Annotated in this window: 15 protein-coding genes; 8 read left to right on the top strand and 7 right to left on the bottom strand. The window is 74.1% G+C overall.

What is annotated here, in order from left to right:
• Nucleotides 1-912 precede the first annotated feature (912 nt).
• The gene (locus ACSYGO_RS22260) at nt 913-1,968 is read left to right on the top strand and encodes a glycosyltransferase 87 family protein (protein WP_460389748.1); all 1,056 of its coding nucleotides are present in this window, start codon (nt 913-915) and stop codon (nt 1,966-1,968) included.
• Here ACSYGO_RS22260 and ACSYGO_RS22255 read toward each other — a convergent pair.
• Both ACSYGO_RS22255 and ACSYGO_RS22250 read right to left on the bottom strand, forming a co-directional pair.
• Nucleotides 1,926-3,569, bottom strand: coding sequence for a DNA repair helicase XPB (locus ACSYGO_RS22255; protein WP_095935095.1), 1,644 nt, complete (start codon nt 3,567-3,569; stop codon nt 1,926-1,928). The two genes, ACSYGO_RS22260 and ACSYGO_RS22255, sit on opposite strands and share 43 nt — an antisense overlap.
• Before the next feature lie 92 nt (nt 3,570-3,661).
• Entirely contained in the window at nt 3,662-6,205 is a 2,544-nt protein-coding gene (locus ACSYGO_RS22250) for a helicase-associated domain-containing protein (RefSeq protein WP_460387373.1), read from the bottom strand.
• Nucleotides 6,206-6,508: 303 nt separating this feature from the next.
• Here ACSYGO_RS22250 and ACSYGO_RS22245 point away from each other — a divergent pair, with 303 nt between their 5' ends.
• Together ACSYGO_RS22245 and ACSYGO_RS22240 are read left to right on the top strand one after the other, a co-directional pair.
• Entirely contained in the window at nt 6,509-7,525 is a 1,017-nt protein-coding gene (locus tag ACSYGO_RS22245; RefSeq protein ID WP_432186132.1) for a hypothetical protein, read from the top strand.
• Nucleotides 7,526-7,554: 29 nt separating this feature from the next.
• Nucleotides 7,555-8,181 carry an HAD family hydrolase gene (locus tag ACSYGO_RS22240; protein WP_426681560.1) on the top strand — a complete coding sequence of 209 codons (627 nt, stop codon included), beginning with the start codon at nt 7,555-7,557 and terminating at the stop codon, nt 8,179-8,181.
• Between the two features lie 56 nt (nt 8,182-8,237).
• Here the strand turns inward: ACSYGO_RS22240 and ACSYGO_RS22235 are convergent, their stop codons facing one another.
• Nucleotides 8,238-8,489, bottom strand: coding sequence for a hypothetical protein (locus tag ACSYGO_RS22235; protein WP_426681561.1), 252 nt, complete (start codon nt 8,487-8,489; stop codon nt 8,238-8,240).
• A 195-nt stretch (nt 8,490-8,684) separates the two neighbouring features.
• Between ACSYGO_RS22235 and ACSYGO_RS22230 the strand changes: the two genes are divergently transcribed.
• On the top strand, nt 8,685-9,068 hold the full coding sequence (locus ACSYGO_RS22230; protein WP_028802852.1) for a cold-shock protein: 384 nt from the start codon (nt 8,685-8,687) through the stop codon (nt 9,066-9,068).
• A gap of 37 nt (nt 9,069-9,105) precedes the next feature.
• Here the strand turns inward: ACSYGO_RS22230 and ACSYGO_RS22225 are convergent, their stop codons facing one another.
• The 4 genes from ACSYGO_RS22225 to ACSYGO_RS22210 all read right to left on the bottom strand — a co-directional run bounded on the left by ACSYGO_RS22225 (nt 9,106) and on the right by ACSYGO_RS22210 (nt 12,701).
• Nucleotides 9,106-9,960, bottom strand: a complete 855-nt coding sequence (locus ACSYGO_RS22225; protein ID WP_345646550.1) for a 1,4-dihydroxy-6-naphthoate synthase — start codon at nt 9,958-9,960, stop codon at nt 9,106-9,108.
• Nucleotides 9,944-10,738: a futalosine hydrolase gene (locus tag ACSYGO_RS22220; protein ID WP_460387370.1), complete on the bottom strand. Its 795-nt coding sequence runs from the start codon at nt 10,736-10,738 to the stop codon at nt 9,944-9,946. The genes ACSYGO_RS22225 and ACSYGO_RS22220 overlap by 17 nt, the downstream gene beginning before the upstream one ends.
• The gene (locus tag ACSYGO_RS22215) at nt 10,702-11,193 is read right to left on the bottom strand and encodes a DUF2771 domain-containing protein (RefSeq protein ID WP_426681562.1); all 492 of its coding nucleotides are present in this window, start codon (nt 11,191-11,193) and stop codon (nt 10,702-10,704) included. The genes ACSYGO_RS22220 and ACSYGO_RS22215 overlap by 37 nt, the downstream gene beginning before the upstream one ends.
• A gap of 83 nt (nt 11,194-11,276) precedes the next feature.
• Complete coding sequence (locus tag ACSYGO_RS22210) at nt 11,277-12,701, bottom strand: MFS transporter (RefSeq protein WP_426681563.1); 1,425 nt, start codon at nt 12,699-12,701, stop codon at nt 11,277-11,279.
• A 516-nt stretch (nt 12,702-13,217) separates the two neighbouring features.
• Here ACSYGO_RS22210 and ACSYGO_RS22205 point away from each other — a divergent pair.
• From ACSYGO_RS22205 to ACSYGO_RS22190, 4 genes are all read left to right on the top strand, one after another.
• Nucleotides 13,218-14,144, top strand: coding sequence for a DUF3027 domain-containing protein (locus ACSYGO_RS22205; RefSeq protein WP_426681564.1), 927 nt, complete (start codon nt 13,218-13,220; stop codon nt 14,142-14,144).
• Between the two features lie 576 nt (nt 14,145-14,720).
• On the top strand, nt 14,721-17,879 hold the full coding sequence (locus ACSYGO_RS22200) for a sacsin N-terminal ATP-binding-like domain-containing protein (RefSeq protein ID WP_426677510.1): 3,159 nt from the start codon (nt 14,721-14,723) through the stop codon (nt 17,877-17,879).
• Between the two features lie 221 nt (nt 17,880-18,100).
• Nucleotides 18,101-19,033, top strand: coding sequence for a hypothetical protein (locus ACSYGO_RS22195; RefSeq protein WP_426677511.1), 933 nt, complete (start codon nt 18,101-18,103; stop codon nt 19,031-19,033).
• Between the two features lie 113 nt (nt 19,034-19,146).
• Nucleotides 19,147-19,911 (top strand): calcium-binding protein, encoded by a 765-nt coding sequence (locus ACSYGO_RS22190; RefSeq protein WP_095935083.1) that lies wholly within the window; start codon nt 19,147-19,149, stop codon nt 19,909-19,911.
• The last annotated feature ends 11 nt before the right edge of the window (nt 19,912-19,922 follow it).

Below are 19,922 nucleotides of genomic sequence, written 5' to 3'. Positions count from 1 at the left end.
GTGCCGCCGACGGGTGACCTGCACGCGGGGTCTGCCTGCGGCTGGGTGACCTGCACGGGGCTCGTGCCTGCGGGCTCGTCCCTGCCACCGGGCGGCCCGCCGCGCCGGGCCCTGCCCGCGGCTCGGTGAGCCGCACGCGGGCCCGACGGCCCGGGGTGGCGGGTCGTGTGCCGGCCCCGTTTCTGGTGGGAGCCCCGGGAGGGCTTGGGTCGTCCGGCGCGGTGACTCGGGCGTCGGGCCGGGTGTACCGGCGCGCGTGAGCCGCCCGCCGGGGCCGAGGGTTTCGGCGCGGGGAGCGCTGTGGGGCCGAGCGTCCGGGGTGGCGGGTCGTGTGCCGGCCCCGTTTCCGGTGGGGAGCCCCGTGAGGGCTTGGGCGATCAGGCTCGGGCCCAGTGTCCCGGCACGCGTGAGCCGCCCGCCGGGCAATGGTGTTCCGGCGCGGGGAGCCCCGCGGGGCCGAGCGTCCCGCGCGGTGGGGCGGGTGTCCCGGCGCCTGGGGGGCGCAGGCCGGGGGCCCTGTGCTCGCCGGCTTCGGTGAAGGGGCGGGTGGGCCGATGCGGTGAGCCGTGTGCCGGGGCGGGGACTTCGGCCGACTAGGGTCACTTCGTGCCGCTACGGAAAGTGACCGTCCGACGACCGTTCGGAGCCGCCGCCGCGGACCCCGAGCCCGTACCCACGCACCCGAGCCCCGCTCCCGTGCGTCCCGTCCCCCCGCGCCCGCACCCCGGCGCCGCGCCCGCCCGCCCGTCCGGGGTGCACGGGCAGGGCACCGAGCCCGCTCGCGCGGCCGTGGGCGCCGGGTCCCCGCGGGACGAGCCGCGCGCCCGGCTCGTCCCGCACCTGCCCGCCGGCCTCCTCGCCGCCTGCTCGGTCCTCGCCTTCTGCCTGCTGTGCGTCGGCACGCACGCCCCCATGGCCGACGTGGTGGTCTACCGGGCCGAGGGCGCTGCCGTGCTGGGCGGCCGGGACCTCTACGGGTTCACCGTCACCGAGTGGCGGCTGCCCGCCACCTACCCGCCCTTCGCGGCGCTCCTGTTCGTCCCGGCCGCCCTGCTCCCCGTCGGCGTCCTCAAGGCGGCCTTCGTCGCCGGGAACCTCGTGCTGCTGGCCGTGCTGGTGCGGCTCTCCTGCCGGCTCGCGGGGCTGCCGGCGCGGCTGCCCCTCCTCACCGCGGCCGCCGCGCTCGCCCTGTGGCTGGAACCCGTCTTCCAGACGGTCCTCTTCGGGCAGGTCAACCTCGCCGTCGTCTGCCTGATCCTGTGGGACCTGACACGGCCCCCCGGCGCCCGGGGCAAGGGCATCGCGCTCGGCGTCGCGGCCGGGGTGAAACTGACCCCCGCCGTCTTCGTCGTCCACCTGCTGCTCACCCGCCGCCACCGGGAGGCGGCCACCGCCGCGACGGCCTTCGCCGGCACGGTCCTGCTGGGCGCGCTGGTGCTGCCCGACGCGAGCGTCGGCTTCTGGACCCGGCGCCTGTTCGAGACCGGCCGCGTGGGCAGGGCGTGGATCGTCGACAACCAGTCGCTCCAGGGGATGATCGCCCGCGCGCTCGGGGACCCGGCACCCGGCCCGCTGTGGTTGGTGCCCGCGCTGGCGGTGGCCCTGGCGGGACTGTGGCTGGCCCGCCGGGCGCGTGACGACGGTCGCGGCGTCCTCGTCACCGCGCTCACCGCCCTGCTGATCTGCCCGATCAGCTGGTCGCACCACTGGGTGTGGTGCGTCCCGCTGATCGCCGTGCTGTACGCCGGGCACGGCCCACGTGCGGCGGGCGCGGTCGCCGCCGTCTTCACGGCCCGCACGCTCTGGCTGGTGCCGCACCAGGGGGACCTGGACCTCCGGCTCCCCTGGTGGCAGCAGCCGCTCGCCTCGCCCTACCCGCTGCTCGCTCTGGCCCTGCTGGCCCTGGCGGCGCTCCCGGCGCCGGCTCAGCCCTCCGCGAGCAGTTCGTCCGCGTCGACGATCCGGTAGGCGTACCCCTGCTCCGCCAGGAACCGCTGCCGGTGCGCGGCGAAGTCCTGGTCGATGGTGTCGCGGGCGACGACCGAGTAGAAGTGCGCCTGGTGGCCGTCGGCCTTCGGCCGCAGGACGCGGCCCAGCCGCTGGGCCTCCTCCTGGCGCGACCCGAACGTCCCCGACACCTGGATGGCGACGGTCGCCTCCGGCAGGTCGATGGAGAAGTTCGCGACCTTCGACACGACGAGCACGCTGATCTCGCCCTCACGGAAGGCGTCGAACAGCTTCTCCCGCTGCGCGTTGCTCGTCTCGCCCTTGATGACCGGCGCGTTCAGGTGCTCGCCCAGTTCGTCGAGCTGGTCGATGTACTGGCCGATGACGAGGATCTGCTGCCCGGCGAAGCGGCGCACCAGCGCCTCGGTCACCTTCCGCTTGGTCGCCGTCGTCGCGCAGAAGCGGTACTTCTCCTCGGTCTCGGCGGTGGCGTACGCGAGCCGCTCCGACTCGGTGAGGTTGACCCGCACCTCCACGCAGTCCGCCGGGGCGATGTACCCCTGCGCCTCGATCTCCTTCCACGGCGCGTCGAACCGCTTGGGCCCGATCAGCGAGAAGACGTCCGACTCGCGGCCGTCCTCGCGGACGAGCGTCGCGGTCAGGCCGAGGCGCCGCCGGGCCTGGAGGTCGGCGGTGAACTTGAAGACGGGCGCCGGCAGCAGGTGCACCTCGTCGTAGACGATGAGGCCCCAGTCGCGGGAGTCGAAGAGTTCGAGGTGCGGGTAGACACCCTTCCGCTTCGTCGTCAGCACCTGGTACGTCGCGATGGTGACCGGCCGGATCTCCTTGCGCGTACCGCTGTACTCGCCGATCTCGTCCTCGGTCAGCGAGGTCCGCTTGACCAGTTCGTGCTTCCACTGACGGGCGGAGACCGTGTTGGTCACGAGGATGAGGGTGGTGGCCTTGGCCTGGGCCATGGACCCGGCGCCGACCAGCGTCTTTCCGGCACCACAGGGCAGGACGACCACACCGCTGCCGCCGTGCCAGAAGTTCTCCACGGCCTGCTTCTGGTACGGCCGCAGCGCCCAGCCGTCCTCGGCGAGCTCGATGGGGTGCGCCTCCCCGTCGACGTATCCGGCGAGGTCCTCGGCCGGCCAGCCCAGCTTCAGCAGCGTCTGCTTGATCTGCCCGCGCTCCGAGGGGTGCACGGCGACGGTGTCGGGGTCGATCCGGGCGCCGACGAGGGGGATGATCCGCTTGGACCGCAGGATCTCCTCCAGCACCGGCCGGTCGGTGGTGGTCAGGACGAGACCGTGGGCGGGGTGCTTGCTCAGGGTGAGCCGCCCGTAGCGGTCCATCGTCTCCGCGATGTCCACCAGCAGGGCGTGCGGCACGGGGTAGCGGCTGAACTCCACGAGCGCGTCGACGACCTGCTCGGCGTCGTGCCCGGCGGCGCGTGCGTTCCACAGGCCGAGCGGCGTCACCCGGTAGGTGTGGATGTGCTCGGGCGCGCGCTCCAGCTCGGCGAACGGCGCGATGGCCCGGCGGCAGGCGTCCGCGAGTTCGTGATCGACTTCGAGCAGCAGTGTCTTGTCGCTCTGGACGATGAGGGGTCCGTTCACGCCCGTCCCTTTCTGCGTGCCGGCGTCCCGCGCGGACGACCGGCCAAACGTCCAGTGTGCCGCACCGCCGGGCGATCATGCCGGGCCGTCGCTCAGGCCTCCTCGTCCGCCAGCTCCGCCACGCCCGTCACCCGGTGCAGCGGGTAGGTGCGCACCTCGTCGGCCGTGTGGTCGTACGCCGTCACGAAGCCGCCCTCGACCCGGATCGGGGCGATGACGCGCTGGCTGGCCGCGCCCTCGGCGTTGACGTAGCCGATCCACAGGGACTCGCCGGTCAGGACCGCCGCCTGCATGGTCGCGAGGGTCTCGGCGGAGCCGGTGCGCGGCAGGTCGCCGCCGGGGTGGTCGGCGGCCGGGTCGGTCTGCTTGCGCGGGGTCGTGGACGCCATGTCGCCGGCGCGGATCGCGCGGATCGCGGCGCCGATCAGGGTGGCGTCCGGGACCGGCGGGCCCTCCGGGACGGGCTCGGGCGCGGTACGCGGCGGGGTGCGGTGGGCGTGCGCCCGGGTGATCACGACATCGCCCTCCGCGGACTCGGCGGCGGGCGCGAAACCCATGGACCGCAGGCCTTCGAGGAGCGCCGCGGGATCCGCCTGGGCGGCCAGGACGGTGGGGGCGAGACGGCGCAGCCGCAGCCCCTGCGAGCGCTTGTCGGCGAGGATCTCGCTCAGCAGCGCGTCGTCGTCGCAGCGGACGTACGCCGAGGCCGCGCCGATCCGCAGATGGCCGTGCCGGCGCGCCACGTCGTCGATCAGATAGGCGAGCGGCTGCGGCACCGGTGTCCGGGAGTGGGCGGCGAGGAAGGCGTGCAGGTCCGACGCCGAACGGCCCGCGTCGAGCGCGCGGCGCACCGAGCCGGGCGTGAACCGGTAGACCGTCGCCCCGCCCTTGGACTCCACGTCCGCGAGGACGCCCAGTGTGTCCGCCAGCGGTCGTTGCAGCGGACCCGGCGCGACCGCCGTCAGGTCCGCCTGGAGAAGGACGTGGTCCAGCGGCTCCGGCAGGAGCGGGGCGAGGAGCCGTGCGGCCCGGGAGGCCGCCGCGGCCTGTTCGGCGGGGGAGTGCGGCGCGGCGGGCGCGGGGTGGTGGTGCCGGTGTGCGGGGAGCTTGTCGCCGGGCCCCGCCGGTTCGCGCTGCCCGGCCTGCGGGGAGGGAGACGGCAGTCCGAGCAGTGCCCGTCCGGCCGCGGACAGCGCTCCGCGGCCCGTGACGCCGAGCAGCTCCGCCTCGGACAGGGTCCACCGGGCCAGGCGGACCCGCAGATCGTCCGTGGCGGACTGGCCGCCGCGCAGCGGGCGCTCCCAGCGCAGCCGGCCGAGGAGCGAGTCCGGTGCGGGGGACGCGCCCTCGGGGAGGCCGGCGAGAAGAGCGAGGACCCGGCGGCGGACCTCGGGCGCCGCCGACCGGTCCAGGCCGGGGCCCAGGGCCGACAGCGGGCGGTCCTTCGCGTCCCGCCCGCCGACCAGGCCCGCCGTCCGGGTCGCGGCCAGCCAGGCGGAGACGAGCCCCGCCCAGCGCTCGGCGGCGGGCAGTTCCAGCCACTCGTCGTAGGCGGGCGTCGCCGCGTACCGTTCGTCGGCCTCGCCGTCCGATGCCAACAGGCCCGCCGCGTAGGCGAGTTCCACCCAGAACGCGGCCATCGGCTCGGCCACGTCCAGCGCCACCGCCGTCCGCTTCAGGTCCCGGACGCTCAGCCCGCCGGCCCGCAGCACGGCGGGTCCGCCCTCGTGCCAGTCCTTGAGCAGCTCCTCGACGGTGGCGAGAGCGGTGTACGCCTGGCCGGCCGCCGCCGCGTCCACAACCTGTGGACGGTGTGTCGCCGCGGCCTCGACCGGCGGCGCCACCGGCTCGGCCACCCGGTGCGCGCGGCCCGCCCGCAGGTGCAGGGCGACCTCCCGGGGCAGCACGACCGTGCCGGGCGCCGTGGGCAGCAGCAGTCCGTGGTCCGTCAGCCAGCGCAGATGGCGTGCCGGGGCGGCCGTCACCTGCCCGTAGGGCGGACCCCACACCAGCCGGGACAGCACGTCCACCGACTCGGCGGGGGCCTCGTCCAGGAGCGCCGACATCCGGACCCGGTCGGTGAACAGGCCGGTCAGTGACGCGACCGCCGACACGGAGTCGTGGGTGGTCGCGAGTCCGGACTCCGCCACGATCTCCTGGATGCGCCCCGGCGACATGCCGGCCGTGGCCTCCGCGACGGTCGGGCCCAGGCCTGTCGGCGACGGATGCTGCGGGGACGGCGCGAGCAGCTCCCGCGCCGTGCGCACGAGGCGGAGGCGCTCGTCGGGGCCCCACACGAGCGCCTGTTCGCGCAGCGTGGCGAGCGCGCCCGGGAACGCCGCCGTGACCGCCGGATCGCCGTCGTCCCCCGCCATCAGGCCGAGCAGTTCGTCGTACGTCGCCGGGTCCGCCGCCACGGCGAGGGCCTCCGCGGTCTGGAGCGCGAACCGGTCCAGGCGCTCCAGGGCCCGCACCACCGAGGCTCGGGTGCCCGCGCGGGTCGCCAGCTGGGTCAGGTCCGTGGGGACGGGCGTGATCAGGTCGGGGCGGGCGCGGAGGAGGGCGGAGAGCGAGACGTCGTCCCGCGCGCGCAGGGCTTCCGCCAGGGAACGCGGAGCGGTCGTCTCGGGGCTCATCCTGCCAACGGTAGCGGTTGCTTCCGGCCACAGAGCCGGTTCGCCCCCTCCGCCCGTTGCCCGTCCCTCGTTCCCGGGGCTCCGCCCCGGACCCCGCTCCTCAATCGCCGGAGGGGCTGAACTTTCGCCTGCCGGTGCTGAAGAGTGCCGGCCCGTCCGGCGATTGAGGACGAGGCCGTCCAGGCCGACCGGGGGTCTGGGGGCGGAGCCCCCAGGAGCGAGGCACGGGCAGGGGCGGCGGGGGCGGAAAAACCGGTACCGTCACCACCGGGCATCCAACGCGACCACCCCGGAGGGGACTTCGTGGGGATTGAGAGCGACCAGCTCGTCTTCGACTACCTGAGCCGGGTCGGCGACCTGGCCCAGCAGCGCCAGCTGCCGTCCGCGACCCGGATGCGCCTGGTGTCCGAGCTGCGCAACGAGATCGACCGGCGCCGGTCGAAGGCCACGGTCGACAGCCCCGCCGCCGTACGCCGCATCCTCGACCGTCTCGGCACCCCCGACGAGATCGTCACGGCGGCCGGGCGTGGCGACGGCGCCGGCCCCGCAGCGGAGCCCCGCGCCGCCGTCCCCACGCAGCGCGCCGCCGAACCGGACGAGCGGCCCCGGGGCCGCCTGCGCCGCGTCGTGCCGCGACCCCGCCCCGCGGAACCGGAGCCGGCCGGGGCGGCCGGTCCCGAGGCCGACGCCCCGTCCCCGCCGCACCTCGCGAGCGCGGCGGAACTCGGCGACAGCGCGACGCAGCCCGACTGGTGGCGGGTGGACAGCAGCGTGTTCGGGCCCGGCGAGAGCGTGCCGGGTTTCGTCGGGGGTGTGGAGATCCCGGAGCTGCTCAAGCCGCCGCCCCGGGAGAAGGCCGACGGGGCGGCGAAGCCCGCGGCGGAGGCGGTGCCCGAGGCCCGGGACGCCGGGGAGGCCGAGAAGGCCGCGCAGCCCGTGGAGGAGGAAGAGGCCGGCCGGCGTCGCCTGCTTCCCCGCCTGAGCGGTTACAGCAACCCGCTGCTGCTGCTCGCGGCCGGGCTCCTCGTCGCCGGGGCCGTCCTCGGCAACTGGTTCGCCCTGGCGCTGGGCTGGCTCATCGCCTACGCCTCGCGCCGGCTGACGCCCGCCGAGTCGAAGTGGGCGGTCCTCGTCATGCCCGGCCTGTCGGTCACGGGCGGCCTCGTGTGGCTGTGGGGCCGTACGAACGGCCGCTGGGGCGAGCCCGTCGCCGAGGGGCACATGAAGGACGCGCTCACCGAGACGTGGCCCTGGGTGGTCCGTGGAGCGGCCGTCGCCTCCGCCCTGTACCTGGTGTGGCGGTCCCAGCGCCGACGCTGACCTCCGGCCGCCCGGAGCCGGTGGGCACAATGGCCCATATGACTTCCCCCGCGCCGACCGTCGGCTTCGACCTCGACATGACCCTGATCGACTCCCGTCCCGGTATCCAGGCCTGCTACCGGGCGCTCTCCGCCCGCACGGGCACGTACATCGACTGCGATCTGGTGATCACACGGCTCGGGCCGCCGCTGGAGGAAGAGCTCGCCAACTGGTTCCCCGCCGAGGAGGTCGCGGCCGTCGCGGACCTCTACCGCGAGATGTACCCCACGCACGCCATCACCGGGACACCGGCGATGCCCGGTGCCCGGGAGGCGATCACGGCGGTGCAGGCCGCCGGCGGCCGGGCCCTCGTGGTCACCGCGAAGTGGGAGCCCAGCGCCAAGATGCACCTGGAGCACCTTGGCATCGAGGCGGACGCCGTCGTCGGCAACCTGTGGGCCGAGCAGAAGGCACAGGCGCTGCGCGAGTACGGCGCGAGCGTGTACGTCGGCGACCACACCGGAGACGTACGCGGCGCCCGCACGGCGGACGCGTACTCCGTCGCCGTGACCACGGGGCCGTGCGACGCGGCGGAGCTGCGCGCGGCGGGCGCGGACGTCGTCCTCACCGACCTGACGGAGTTCCCGGCGTGGCTGGAGAGCTACCGCGGGCGGTGACGGGGGCACACCGCCGCCCGGGGTGCCGCCGCGCGGCGCCCCGTCGTCCGGTGTCCTCAGGAACGCGCGGCGCGTGCCCGGCGGCGGCCCGCCGCGATCGACTGGAGCACCCCGGCTCCGGCCAACAGGAATCCGACTCCCATGAGCATGCTCAATCCGAACATGTAGGTCGGAAATGGAGTTGTGCCGAGCAGTAGCGGGGCCACGGTGACCAGTGTGGCCAAGGCTCCGACGAAGAAGACGATGGCACCGACACGGATCAGCCGGTCTCCGGCTTCGGCGGAATTCGATTGGGTTTTGTCACGCACCCGACCAGGGTAGTTCCCAGCGCGAAGGAACAATCCAGCGACGTCTTGTCACCAGCCGTCGGACCATTAGCCTTGGTACCGGCGGGTCCGACGACCCGCTGTAGTGCTATCCAGAGCCGTTTACGGGCAGTTGCACTCGCGACGGCCCGAGCAGTTTCCGAGCAGTTTCCGACGAGTACGAGGACGAGGACAGACGTGCCTACCGGCAAGGTCAAGTGGTTCAACAGCGAGAAGGGCTTCGGCTTTCTCTCCCGCGACGACGGCGGCGACGTCTTCGTTCATTCCTCGGTCCTGCCCGCCGGAGTCGATGCTCTCAAGCCCGGCCAGCGCGTGGAGTTCGGTGTCGTCGCCGGTCAGCGGGGCGATCAGGCGCTCTCGGTGACCCTGCTGGATCCGACCCCCTCGGTCGCGGCGGCGCAGCGCCGCAAGCCGGACGAACTCGCCTCCATCGTCCAGGATCTGACGACCCTCCTGGAGAACATCACGCCGATGCTGGAGAAGGGCCGTTACCCCGACAAGACGTCCGGCAAGAAGATCGCGGGCCTGCTGCGGGCGGTCGCCGACCAGCTCGACGTGTGACCCTTGCGAGCCCCGCCCCGCGGCCGCCCGCGGTCCGTCAGGGGAAGTCCAGCGAGTCCGGTCCGAGGGGCGGCACGAGCCCCTCGGCCGCCGCGCGCGTGAGGAGGCCGCGGACCGCCGCGTAGCCGTCGTCGCCGAGGTCCGCCGTGAACTCGTTGACGTACAGGCCGATGTGCTGGTCCGCGACCTTCGGGTCCATCTCCTGGGCGTGCTCCAGCACATAGGGGCGGGAGGCCTCCGGGTCGTCCCAGGCGGCACGGACCGAGGCGCGCGCCGCCCGGGCCAGGTCCTGGAGCCGTTCGTCGCCCAGCGAGCGCTTGGCGATGATCGCGCCGAGCGGGATGGGCAGCCCGGTGGTCCGCTCCCAGTGCTCGCCCATGTCGGCGAGCTTGTGCAGCCCGTAGTTCTGGTAGGTGAAACGCGCCTCGTGGATGACGAGTCCCGCGTCGACCTTCCCGTCCCGCACGGCCGGCATGATCTCGTGGAACGGCATGACGACGATCTCGCCGACCCCGCCCGCGACGGTGTCCGCGGCCCACAGCCGGAACAGCAGGTACGCGGTCGACCTCTCGCTCGGCACGGCGACGGTGCGGCCGGTGAGGTCGGCGTCGGCCTCGCGGGTCAGCACGAGCGGCCCGCAGCCGCGTCCCAGCGCGCCCCCGCACGGCAGCAGCGCGTACTTGTCCAGGACGTAGGGGAGCACGGCGTACGACACCTTCAGCACGTCGAACTCGCCGCGCTCGGCCATGCCGTTGGTGATGTCGATGTCGGCGAAGGTGACGTCGAGCGCGGGCGCGTCCGGCACCCGGCCGTGGGCCCAGGCGTCGAAGACGAAGGTGTCGTTCGGGCAGGGCGAGTAGGCGATCTGCAGGGACTCAGTCGGTGCGGTCATGATGGTTCCAACTCTCCAGTACGGGCACGAGCTTCCCGAAGCCCTCGGTGAGGGCGGCGAGAGCGTCGCCGATGCGCCAGGCGGCGCGGTCGCGCGGGCCCACCGGGTTGGAGACCGCGCGGACCTCCAGGACGGGCACACCCTGGGCGGCGGCGGCCTCGGCGACCCCGAAGCCCTCCATCGCCTCCGCCAGGGCACGGGGATGGCGGGCGCGCAGTTCCGCGGCGCGGGCGGCGCTGCCGGTCACGGTGGAGACGGTGAGCACCGTCCCGGACCGTCCACCCGTGGCCGCCGTGAGCTCTCGTACGAGTGATTCCGGCGGACGGTGGCTGACCGTGCCGAAGCCGAGGCCGGTGACCGGGACGAAGCCGTCCGCGGTGTCCGCGCCGAGGTCGGCCACGGTGATCTCGTCGGCGACGACGAGCGACCCGACGGGTGCGTCGGGCTGGAAACCGCCGGCGATGCCGGCGCAGACGACGAGGTCGTAGGGGCTGCCGGTGAGGGCCGCCGCGGTCAGCGCGGCGGCGGTGGAGGCGGCGGCGAGGGCGGGGCCGACACCCGCCGCGAGCAGATCGAGGGTGACACCCGCGTCAGCCGGAGGGCCGGCCTCGGGGGACAGCCGCTCCAGGACCGCCCCGGGCAGACGCACCTGGTGCGGCCGGGCCGCGAACGCCCCGGCCACCGCGTCCCGCTCGGCCGGGACCGCGGTGGCCACCAGAACGTGCGGCCCCGTGACGGTGATCAGGCGTCCTTGTCCTTCTTGAGCTTGAAGGACCACAGGCCGGTCACGTCCTTCTCGCCCGCCTTGATGGAGACGAGCGTCGAGTCGCCGCTGGCGCCGTACTGCGCGTTGAAGAACACGCTGCCCGGGATGGTGCGGTACGTCTTCTTGCTGGAGTCGGTCAGCGGCTGACCGTTCATCAGGATCGTCCAGCCCTGGTCCGCGACGTCCGGGTCCACGCCGAACCGGACGGTCTCGTCGGGGTCGACCGTGATGGACTTGATGTCCTTCGACTTCAGGCACTTCGCCAGGTCGGCGGTCTTCACCGCGTTGCCGTCGTTGTAGCAGTCGGTCTCGGAGCTCACCGAGTTCCTGCCGACCGTGACGGTGGTCAGCGGCGACGGCTTGTCGCAGGCGGACAGGACGAGAAGTCCGGCGGAAACGGCGCCGAGAGCGGCGACGGCGCGACGGCGGTGTCCATGGGCGGCTCTGCCGCGGGGCAGGGAGGTCATGGCCGAAGGCTATCGGGCACCCGCACCGCTCTCCCCACCTGGGGTACGGCGTGCCGTCCCCGGCCCCCGCCCGGACCTGCGGCTCACGCCACCGTGGGCCGGGCATGCCCTCCGCGGCGCGCCGCGCTCAGCAGGCCCCGCACCGTGGTGAGCCAGCCCGTGGCGACGATCGCCGCCGCCACCGACAGTCCGAGCGTGCCGTTGAGCGGCAGGGCGATACCGATCCCGCCACCGATCACCCAGGCCATCTGGAGCAGTGTCTCGGAGCGGGCGAAGGCCGAGGTGCGGACGAGTTCCGGCACGTCCCGCTGGATCAGCGCGTCCAGCGACAGCTTGGCGAGTGCCTGCGCGAACCCGGCGACCGCGGCGAGGCACGCCACCAGGAAGGCGCCGAAGAAGATCGCCGCCGTGATCGCGGCGCCCAGCACGAACGCGACGACCGTCACGATGATGATCTCCGGGGCGCGCTGTTTCAGCCAGGCCCCGACCGCGGTCCCGAGCGCGTTGCCGGCGCCGGCCGAGACTCCCACGATCCCCAGCGAGACGGCCGCGCTCTCGCCGGTCAGCGGGTGCTCGCGCAGCAGGAAGGCCAGGAAGAAGATCAGGAAGCCGGAGAGACAGCGCAGCGACGCGTTGGCGGCCAGCGCGTGCGTCACGGCCGTGCCGACGGTCCGCAGGCCGGGGCGCGGCGCCTTCTTCGCGTGCGGCCCGTGCAGATGGTCCGCGTCCGCGGCCAGCAGCGCCTTGTGCTCGCCCTTGGCCGAGTCGACCTTGGGCGGCAGCGAGAACGACAGGAACGTACCCGCGACGAAGATCAGGAAGGCGCCGTAGAGCGGGTAGCGGGGTCCCAGCGCCTGGAGGCCCGCACCGATCGGCGCGGCGATGCCGGTGGCGAGGAGACCACCGAGCGTGACCCGGGAGTTCGCCTTCACCAGGGAGAACTTCGGTGGCAGCAGCCGGGGCACGACCGCGCTGCGCACCACTCCGTACGCCCTCGACGCGACCAGCACCCCGAGCGCGGCCGGGTACAGCTCGATGCCGCCGGTCACGACCGCGCTGGACAGCAGCAGCGCGAGGAGGGCCCGCGCGAGCATGGCGCCCGCCATCGCGGCCCGGCGGCCGTGCGGCAGCCGGTCCAGCAGCGGGCCGATCACGGGGGCGAGCAGCGTGAACGGCGCCATCGTGATCGCGAGATAGAGGGCCACGCGACCGCGGGCCTCGTCCGTCGGTACGGAGAAGAACACCGTGGAGGCGAGGGCGACGGTGATCATGACGTCTCCGGCGCCGTTCACCCCGTGCAGTTCGATCAGCTTGCCGAGCCCCGACTCGCCCGCGCCGTGTGCGTGCGTCGCCTTGCGGATGCCGCGCGCCGTCCCCGTGACCGGGAGGTGCAGGGCACGCCCGACCGCACGGACGGAACCGCTCACCCGGCCCGATCCGCCGCTTCGACTGCTCCCCTTGGTGCCACCGACCCCGGTGGCTCCCTGGGACGACCTTGCGCCTGCCACTCCGTCATAGTGCCCCGAGTCGGCGGATCGTAGCGGGGTTACCGCGCGTATGCCCGCGGAGTGGCGTTCCGGAGGGCCGTGCGAGTGGCGGAAAGGCCCCCGCTGTGCGGCGGCGGGGGCCGTGAGCCGGGGGAGGTGCCGGAGTGCGGGGCGCGGGAGGACGTCTTTGCGCCATGCCGGGCCGCTCCCGCGGTGGTCCCGGCCCGCCCGTGGCGGCGGTCGAGAACGCGCGGCGGGGCGGGTCCGGGACCGGCCGCCGAGCACGAGAACCCGGCGCGGAGCGCCGAAGACGCCCGCCGGTGTGGGCCCAGGGGCCGGGAGAAGGTAGCGTGCGTAGCGCGCCCACGGCGAAAGTTCTCGGCCGCGCGCCTCTCGGCCATCCCGCAGAATGGATGGTGTAGGTGCGCCCGAGCGCGATCGGGCGCGGACGTCGACGCGGTCCTTCGGTCCGCTCCGTCCGCACTCCCGCCGAGGAATGGCGCACCCGTGAGACGGCGTAGGAGAGAAGCGATACCTGTGAGCGCAGCGACAACGCGAAGCCGCACCCCCGACCGCCTGTGCGCCGAGGCCGTCGACCTCGCCCGCTCCGCCGCCGAGGAGGTCGCCGCACCCGGCGTCGTCGGCGAGCACGTGGGGCTGGTCTCCGAGGGGGACCGCGTTGTCACGCACTTCTTCGAGTGCAAGGAACCCGGGTACCGCGGCTGGCGCTGGGCGACGACGGTGGCCCGTGCCTCCCGTGCCAAGGTCGTGACGCTCGACGAGACGGTGCTCCTGCCCGGCCCCGACGCGCTGCTCGCGCCGGAGTGGGTGCCGTGGAGCGAGCGGCTGCGCCCCGGGGACATGGGCCCGGGGGACCTGCTGCCCACGGACGCCGACGACCTGCGGCTGGAGCCCGGGTTCTCGGGCGAGGAGGAGCCCCCGCCGAACTCCGCGGTCTCCGAGGAGATGGCCGAGCTGGTGGAGGCCGAGGACGCGGAGGTCGCCGGCGGGGCGCCGGCCTCGCTGCCGGTCGCACCTCTGCGCGGGTCGATCAGCGCGGTCGCCGAGGAGCTCGGCATGCGGCGCGCCCGGGTGCTGTCCCGCTACGGCCTGCACGTGGCCGCGGACCGCTGGGAAGAGGCGTACGGCCCGAAGACGCCCATGGCGCAGGCCGCACCCGCCACATGCATGAGCTGCGGCTTCCTCAATCCGATCGGCGGCTCGCTCGGGCAGGCGTTCGGTGTCTGCGCCAACGAGTTCTCGCCGGCGGACGGGCGGGTCGTGTCCCTCGCCTACGGCTGCGGCGGCCACTCGGAGGCGGCGGTCATGCCGAAGCCTCCGCGGCCGGCGGCTCCGGTGATCGACGAGACGAAGGTCGAGCCGTTCCCGCTGCGTCCGGCCCCGGATTCCGGTTCGGTGTCGGTGACCGCGGACGAGTCGGCGGCGGAGCTGGGCCACTCCTAGCGGGTTGCCGTCCCGGCCGGGTACGCGGTGGGGCTGTGCCTGGTCCCGGTCCGTGGTGCGCCGCGGGTGCGTCGGGGCTGGTCGCGCAGTTCCCCGCGCCCCTGACGGGGCCCGGCCGAGTGTGCCGGTTCGTGGGTGGGGCTGTGGTTGGTCCGGTGCGTGGTGCGCCGCGGGTGGGTGGGGGCTGGTCGCGCAGTTCCCCGCGCCCCTGACGGGGCCCGGCCGAGCCCGCCCAGGGGCGCGGGGAACTGCGCGCCGAGCCACGACGCACCCGCGCAAGACCACGACGCCTCAGCCACGCACCTCCAGGGGCGCGGGGAACTGCGCGCTCAGCGACGACGTGCCCGCACGGGCCCGCGGGGCCTCAGCCACGTACCTCCAGGGGCGCGAGGAACTGCGCGCCCAGCCCCCACCGACCCGCGCAGGGCGACGGACCCCGGGGGCCTCCTCGGCGCCGCCGCCCCCGGGACGAGGGGACGGCGAGGCCAGGGCCCGCCCCGGCGCGCGGTACCTTCGTGCCGCGACCGGGCGCGGCGCAGCACTCGCGGTCGCGCCAGCCGAGAGGGAGAGTGAACCGTGAGCAAGTTCGTGCGGCCGGCAGCCGAGGGCGCGGACCCGTTCGGGACGGCGCGCCTGCGACGGGGCGTACTGGACGCCTGGGCGACGAGCCCGGCCCGGTTCCGGGAGGACGCCAACGCGGAGGAGGACCTGGTCCTCGGCGGCTACCGCGACCGGCTCGTGGTGGAGCTCGCGCAGAACGCGGCGGACGCGGCGGCCCGGGCGGGCGTACCCGGCCGGCTGCGGCTGACCCTCCGCGACGGCGTGCTCGTCGCCGCCAACACGGGTGCCCCTCTCGACGCGGCGGGTGTGGAGTCGCTGTCGACGCTGCGCGCGTCCGCGAAGCGGGACGCGCCCGACACGGCCGTCGGCCGGTTCGGCGTCGGCTTCGCGGCCGTCCTCGCGGTGACCGACGAGCCCGCCGTGGTGGGCCGGCACGGCGGTGTCCGCTGGGCCCTCGCGGAGGCCCGGGAACTGGCCGCCGACACGGCCCGGCACAGCCCCGGACTGGGTGACGAGATCCGCCGCCGGGACGGCCATGTGCCCTTGCTGCGCCTCCCGTTCGCGGCGGAGGGCACCGCTCCGGACCCGTACGACACGGTCGTGATCCTGCCGCTGCGGGACCCGGCGGCCGAGGCCCTGGCCGAGCGGCTGCTGAAGAACGTCGACGACGCCCTGCTGCTGGCCCTGCCGGGCCTGGAGGAGGTGGTCGTCGAGGCCGGGGCCGAGGAGGTCCGCACCCTGCGGCGCCGCGCCGAGGGCGACGGTGTCGTGGTCGAGGACTCCCGGGACGGCACCAGCCGCTACCGCACCGTCTCCCGCCAGGGCCCGCTGGAGGCGTCGCTGCTCGCCGACCGCCCGGTCGAGGAGCGGCTGCGCCCGCACTGGTCGGTGACCTGGGCGGTGCCGGTCGACGGCGACGGTTCGCCGGCCCGCCCCCGCACCAGCCCGGTCGTGCACGCGCCCACGCCCAGCGACGAGCCGCTGGGGGTTCCCGCGCTGCTGATCGCCTCGCTCCCCCTGGACACGACCCGGCGCCACGCGGCGCCGGGCCCGCTGACCGACTTCCTGGTGCAGCGCGCGGCGGACGCGTACGCGGAGCTGCTGGCGGCCTGGCGGCCGGTGGACACCGGGATCATCGACCTGGTGCCCGGCCCGCTGGGCAAGGGCGAACTGGACGGGGCGCTGCGCCAGGCGATCCTGGACCGGCTGCCGCGCACCGCGTTCCTGCCGCCGGCGGCCCCCCTCGACGAGGCACCCGAGGTTCCGGCCGACTGGCCGGAGGGCGCGGCGGCGGAGAATCCGGCCGCGCTGCGGCCCCGGGACGCCGAGGTGGTCGAGGGCGCGGGCGCGGAGACGGTCCGGGTGCTCGCCGAGGTGCTGCCCAGTCTGCTTCCCGCCGGGCTCGAACGCCGGGTGGAGCTGCGGACCCTGGGCGTCGCCCGGGTGCCGCTGACGGAGGCGGTGGACCGGCTGGCGGGCCTGGAGAAGGACCCGGCGTGGTGGCACCGCCTGTACGACAGCCTCGCGGGCGTGGACCCGGACCGGCTCTCCGGGCTGCCGGTGCCGCTCGCCGACGGCCGGACGACGATCGGACCCCGGCAGATCCTGCTGCCCACGCCCGACGGCACCGGGTCCGCCGCTCCGGAGGCCCTCGCCCGGCTCGGCCTGAAGGTCGCCCACCCGGATGCCGCCCATCCGCTGCTGGAGAAGCTGGGAGCCCTCCCGGCGACGCCGCGTGCCGTGCTCACGACGCCGCAGGTGCGGGCCGCCGTCGCCGCCTCGCTCGACGACGAGGGCGTGGCGTGGGACGAGGACGCGCCGGACGCGGAGGAGCTGGCGGACACCGTGCTCGCGCTGGTCCGCGACGCCGGTCTCGAACCGGGCGACGAGCCCTGGCTGGGCGCGCTCGCCCTCCCGGACGACGAGGGGGAGCCGGCGCCCGCCGGTGAGCTGGTGCTGCCCGGCAGCCCGTTCGCGCAGGTCATGCGTGAGGGTGAAGTCGGCTTCGTGGACGCGGAGTTGGCGGAGCGCTGGGGCGAGCAGCCGCTGGCGGCCTGTGGCGTGCTGGCCGACTTCGCGCTCGTACGTGCCACCGACGTCGTCCTCGACCCGGACGAACTGGAGCCGCGCGACGGGGACTTCGCCGAGCCCGACGACGCGGGGCTGCTGGACGCCGTCGACGTGTGGTGCGAGGACGTCCTCGACCGGCTGCCCGACACGCCCGTGCCGCCGGTGGCCACGGAGATCGTCGCCGTGCGGGACCTGGACCTGGTGGACGACGAGCGGTGGCCGCAGGCACTCGCCCTGCTCTCGCAGCCGCCGCTGCGGGACGCGCTGACCCAGCCGGTGCGCATCCTGCTGCCGGACGGGACGCACGAGATCGTCCGGCCCTACACGGCGTGGTGGCTGCGCGGGCACCCCGTCCTGGACGGACGGCGCCCGGCCGGACTGCGGGCCGCCGGCGGCGATCCGCTGCTGCACGGCCTGTACGACGAGGCCGACGCCACCGGATTCGACGACGAACAGGTGCTGCGGGCGCTGGGCGTCCGTACCTCGGTGGCCGCCCTCCTCGACGAACCCGGCGGCGCCGCGGAGCTGCTCGACCGGCTCGCCGATCCGGACCGCGAGGTCTCGGGCTCACAACTGCACGCGCTGTACGGTGCGTTGGCGGATCTCGATCCCGAACAGGTGACGCTGCCGGACGAGCTGCGGGCCGTCGTGGACGGGGAGGTGCGGGTCGTGGACGCGGCCGACGCCGTGGTCGTCGACTCGCCCGACCTGCTGCCCTTCACGGACGGTGTCCCGCTGCTGCCGGTACGGCCGTCGCGGGCCGCCGATCTCGCCGAGCTGTTCCAGGTGCGGCGGCTCAGCGAGTCGGTGACGGGCGAGGTGACGTCCGAGGGTGCCGAGCACGAGGTGCCGGAGTCCGTGCGGGTCCTGCTGGGGCCGTCGGTGCCCGCCTCGTACGTCGAACACGAGGAACTCGTCGTCGACGGTGTCGAGCTGGACTGGCGGCGGACCCGGGACGGGGTGCTGCACGCCTCCACCCTGGAGGGCGTGGCGGCCGGGCTGGCCTGGGCGGCCGGTCAGTGGCCGCGCCGCTTCGAGGTGGCCGCCCTGCTGGAGGACCCCTCGCGCACGGAGGAGCTCGCGCGGGACCGCTGGTTCGACTGAGCCGACGCGGCCGGGACGGGGAAGCGCCGAGGGGCGTTTCCCCGCGCGTCGCCATGGCGTTGGTAATACGCGCACAAAGTCTTCATCTGCCGTACAACCTTTCGCCGCGGTCGCAGATCTGATCTTCGAGTCAACAGACTCCACGATCACTTGGGCCCCGTGTGAAGACGAGCCGTACGGAACGAAAGCCGTCGGGGCCCCTTTCTCCACTTGGGGAACGCATGCGCATACGAGCCACCGTGGCCGCCGTCTCCGGCGCCCTGGCCCTCACCGCCTTCGCCGTCCCGGGCGCCCACGCCGCCGACTCCGCGCCCTCCTACCGCGCGGGTGTCGCCAAGGCGCAGGAAGCCGCCCGTGCGGACGGCAAGGCCGCGTTCAGCACCTCCGCCGCGGCCGACACCGGCACGCCGTACGCCCTCGACGCCACCTTCTCCAACATCAAGGTGAACGGCGGCAAGGCGATCGCCGTCGGCATCAGCAACCACGTCACCGTCCCCGTCACCTACACCATGACCCACGGTGCCGACGTCGACATCGACGCCGTCGACTTCATGACCGGCCCCTACATCTACAAGGGCTCGTTCGACATGCCGGACAACATGCTGTTCGGCGACGACCCGGCGACCTGCACCGCCACCTCGGCGACCGTCGCCACCTGCAAGGGCGACATCGACATCTACCCGGCCGAGGGTGAACTGCTCAACTCGGACGCGGGCAGCTGGCACGCCGCGGCGCTGGCCGTCGCCTACAACGGCGAGGACTGGACCAGCGACGACATCAACTGGGACAACGTCGGCATCGCCGACCAGGGCGGCTTCACCTCCCCGAACGTCCAGCGCTACTCCAAGCTGACGGTCAACGCCTCGCCGGAGCCGGTCAAGAAGGGCAAGACCATCACGGTCACCGGCAAGCTGTCCCGCGCCAACTGGGAGGACAACCTCTACCACGGCTACACGGGCCAGTCGGTGCAGCTGCAGTTCCGCAAGAAGGGCAGCACCACCTACACCACCGTCAAGACCATCAAGACGGACAGCACGGGCAACCTGAAGACGACCACGACGGCCTCCGTCGACGGTTACTACCGCTACAGCTTCGCGGGCACCTCGACCACCCCGGCCGTCAAGGCCACGGGTGACTACGTCGACGTCCAGTAGTCGCTCGTCCGGTGTCCCCGCGTCCCGTCACGAGGCGCGGGGACACCGCACGTCCGGATCGTGACGTCCCGGCGGCGCCTTGGGGAGCGCCGCCCGCATCCATGGGGGGAACCATGCGCAAGCGCACCACCACCGTCGCCCTGCTCGCGGCGTTCACCGCGGCCGGAGCTGCTCTGGCACCCGCGGCGTTCGCGGACGGCAGCCAGGGTGACACGAAGATCACCAAGGTCGTGGTGAACGGCGGCAAGAGCGTCGTCATCGGCACCACGGCCGTCAAGACGTTCACGGTGTCCGTCACGGCCACCGACAACCAGGGCATCGAGGGCGCCGAGCTCAGCCTGCACGGACCGAACTACGGCCTCCTCACCACGTCCTCGGTCAAGTGCGTGGCGGCCGACGCCACCACGTCGACCTGCTCCGGCAGCTTCACCGTCGACCCGCGGATGTTCGACGTCCTCAACGACCAGGCGGGCACCTGGTACGTCGACGCATGGGTGGACGCCAAGGGCGACGACTCCAACTTCATCTGGAAGGAGAAGGCGGGCAGCTTCAAGGTCCAGCGGGCCTCGCAGCTGACCGTGAACGCCTCTCCGGAGCCGGTGAAGAAGGGCAGGACCGTCACGGTCACGGGCAAGCTGTCCCGCGCCAACTGGGAGACGAGCAAGTACGCCGGGTACACGAACCAGCCGGTGCAGCTCCAGTTCCGCAAGAAGAACAGCAGCACGTACACCACGCTCAAGACGGTCAGGACCGACAGCACGGGCAACCTGAAGACGACCACGACGGCCACGGTGGACGGCTACTACCGCTACAGCTTCGCGGGCACCACCACGACCCCCGCCGTCAACGCCACGGGTGACGGCGTCGACGTGCAGTAGACGGCCCGCGG

The sequence above is a fragment of the Streptomyces krungchingensis genome, from assembly GCF_054729265.1.
Note: the sequence above shows the minus strand (reverse complement) of the source record. Positions and strands in the feature narration are given on the sequence as shown.

Bases quoted from the DNA above. Each gene is read 5' to 3' on its own strand.
- ACSYGO_RS22260 (WP_460389748.1), top strand. From the start codon at position 913: ATGGCCGACGTGGTGGTCTACCGGGCCGAGGGCGCTGCCGTGCTGGGC.
- ACSYGO_RS22250 (WP_460387373.1), bottom strand. From the start codon at position 6,205: ATGAGCCCCGAGACGACCGCTCCGCGTTCCCTGGCGGAAGCCCTGCGC.
- ACSYGO_RS22240 (WP_426681560.1), top strand. From the start codon at position 7,555: ATGGCCCATATGACTTCCCCCGCGCCGACCGTCGGCTTCGACCTCGAC.
- ACSYGO_RS22225 (WP_345646550.1), bottom strand. From the start codon at position 9,960: ATGACCGCACCGACTGAGTCCCTGCAGATCGCCTACTCGCCCTGCCCG.
- ACSYGO_RS22215 (WP_426681562.1), bottom strand. From the start codon at position 11,193: ATGACCTCCCTGCCCCGCGGCAGAGCCGCCCATGGACACCGCCGTCGC.
- ACSYGO_RS22195 (WP_426677511.1), top strand. From the start codon at position 18,101: ATGCGCATACGAGCCACCGTGGCCGCCGTCTCCGGCGCCCTGGCCCTC.
- ACSYGO_RS22190 (WP_095935083.1), top strand. From the start codon at position 19,147: ATGCGCAAGCGCACCACCACCGTCGCCCTGCTCGCGGCGTTCACCGCG.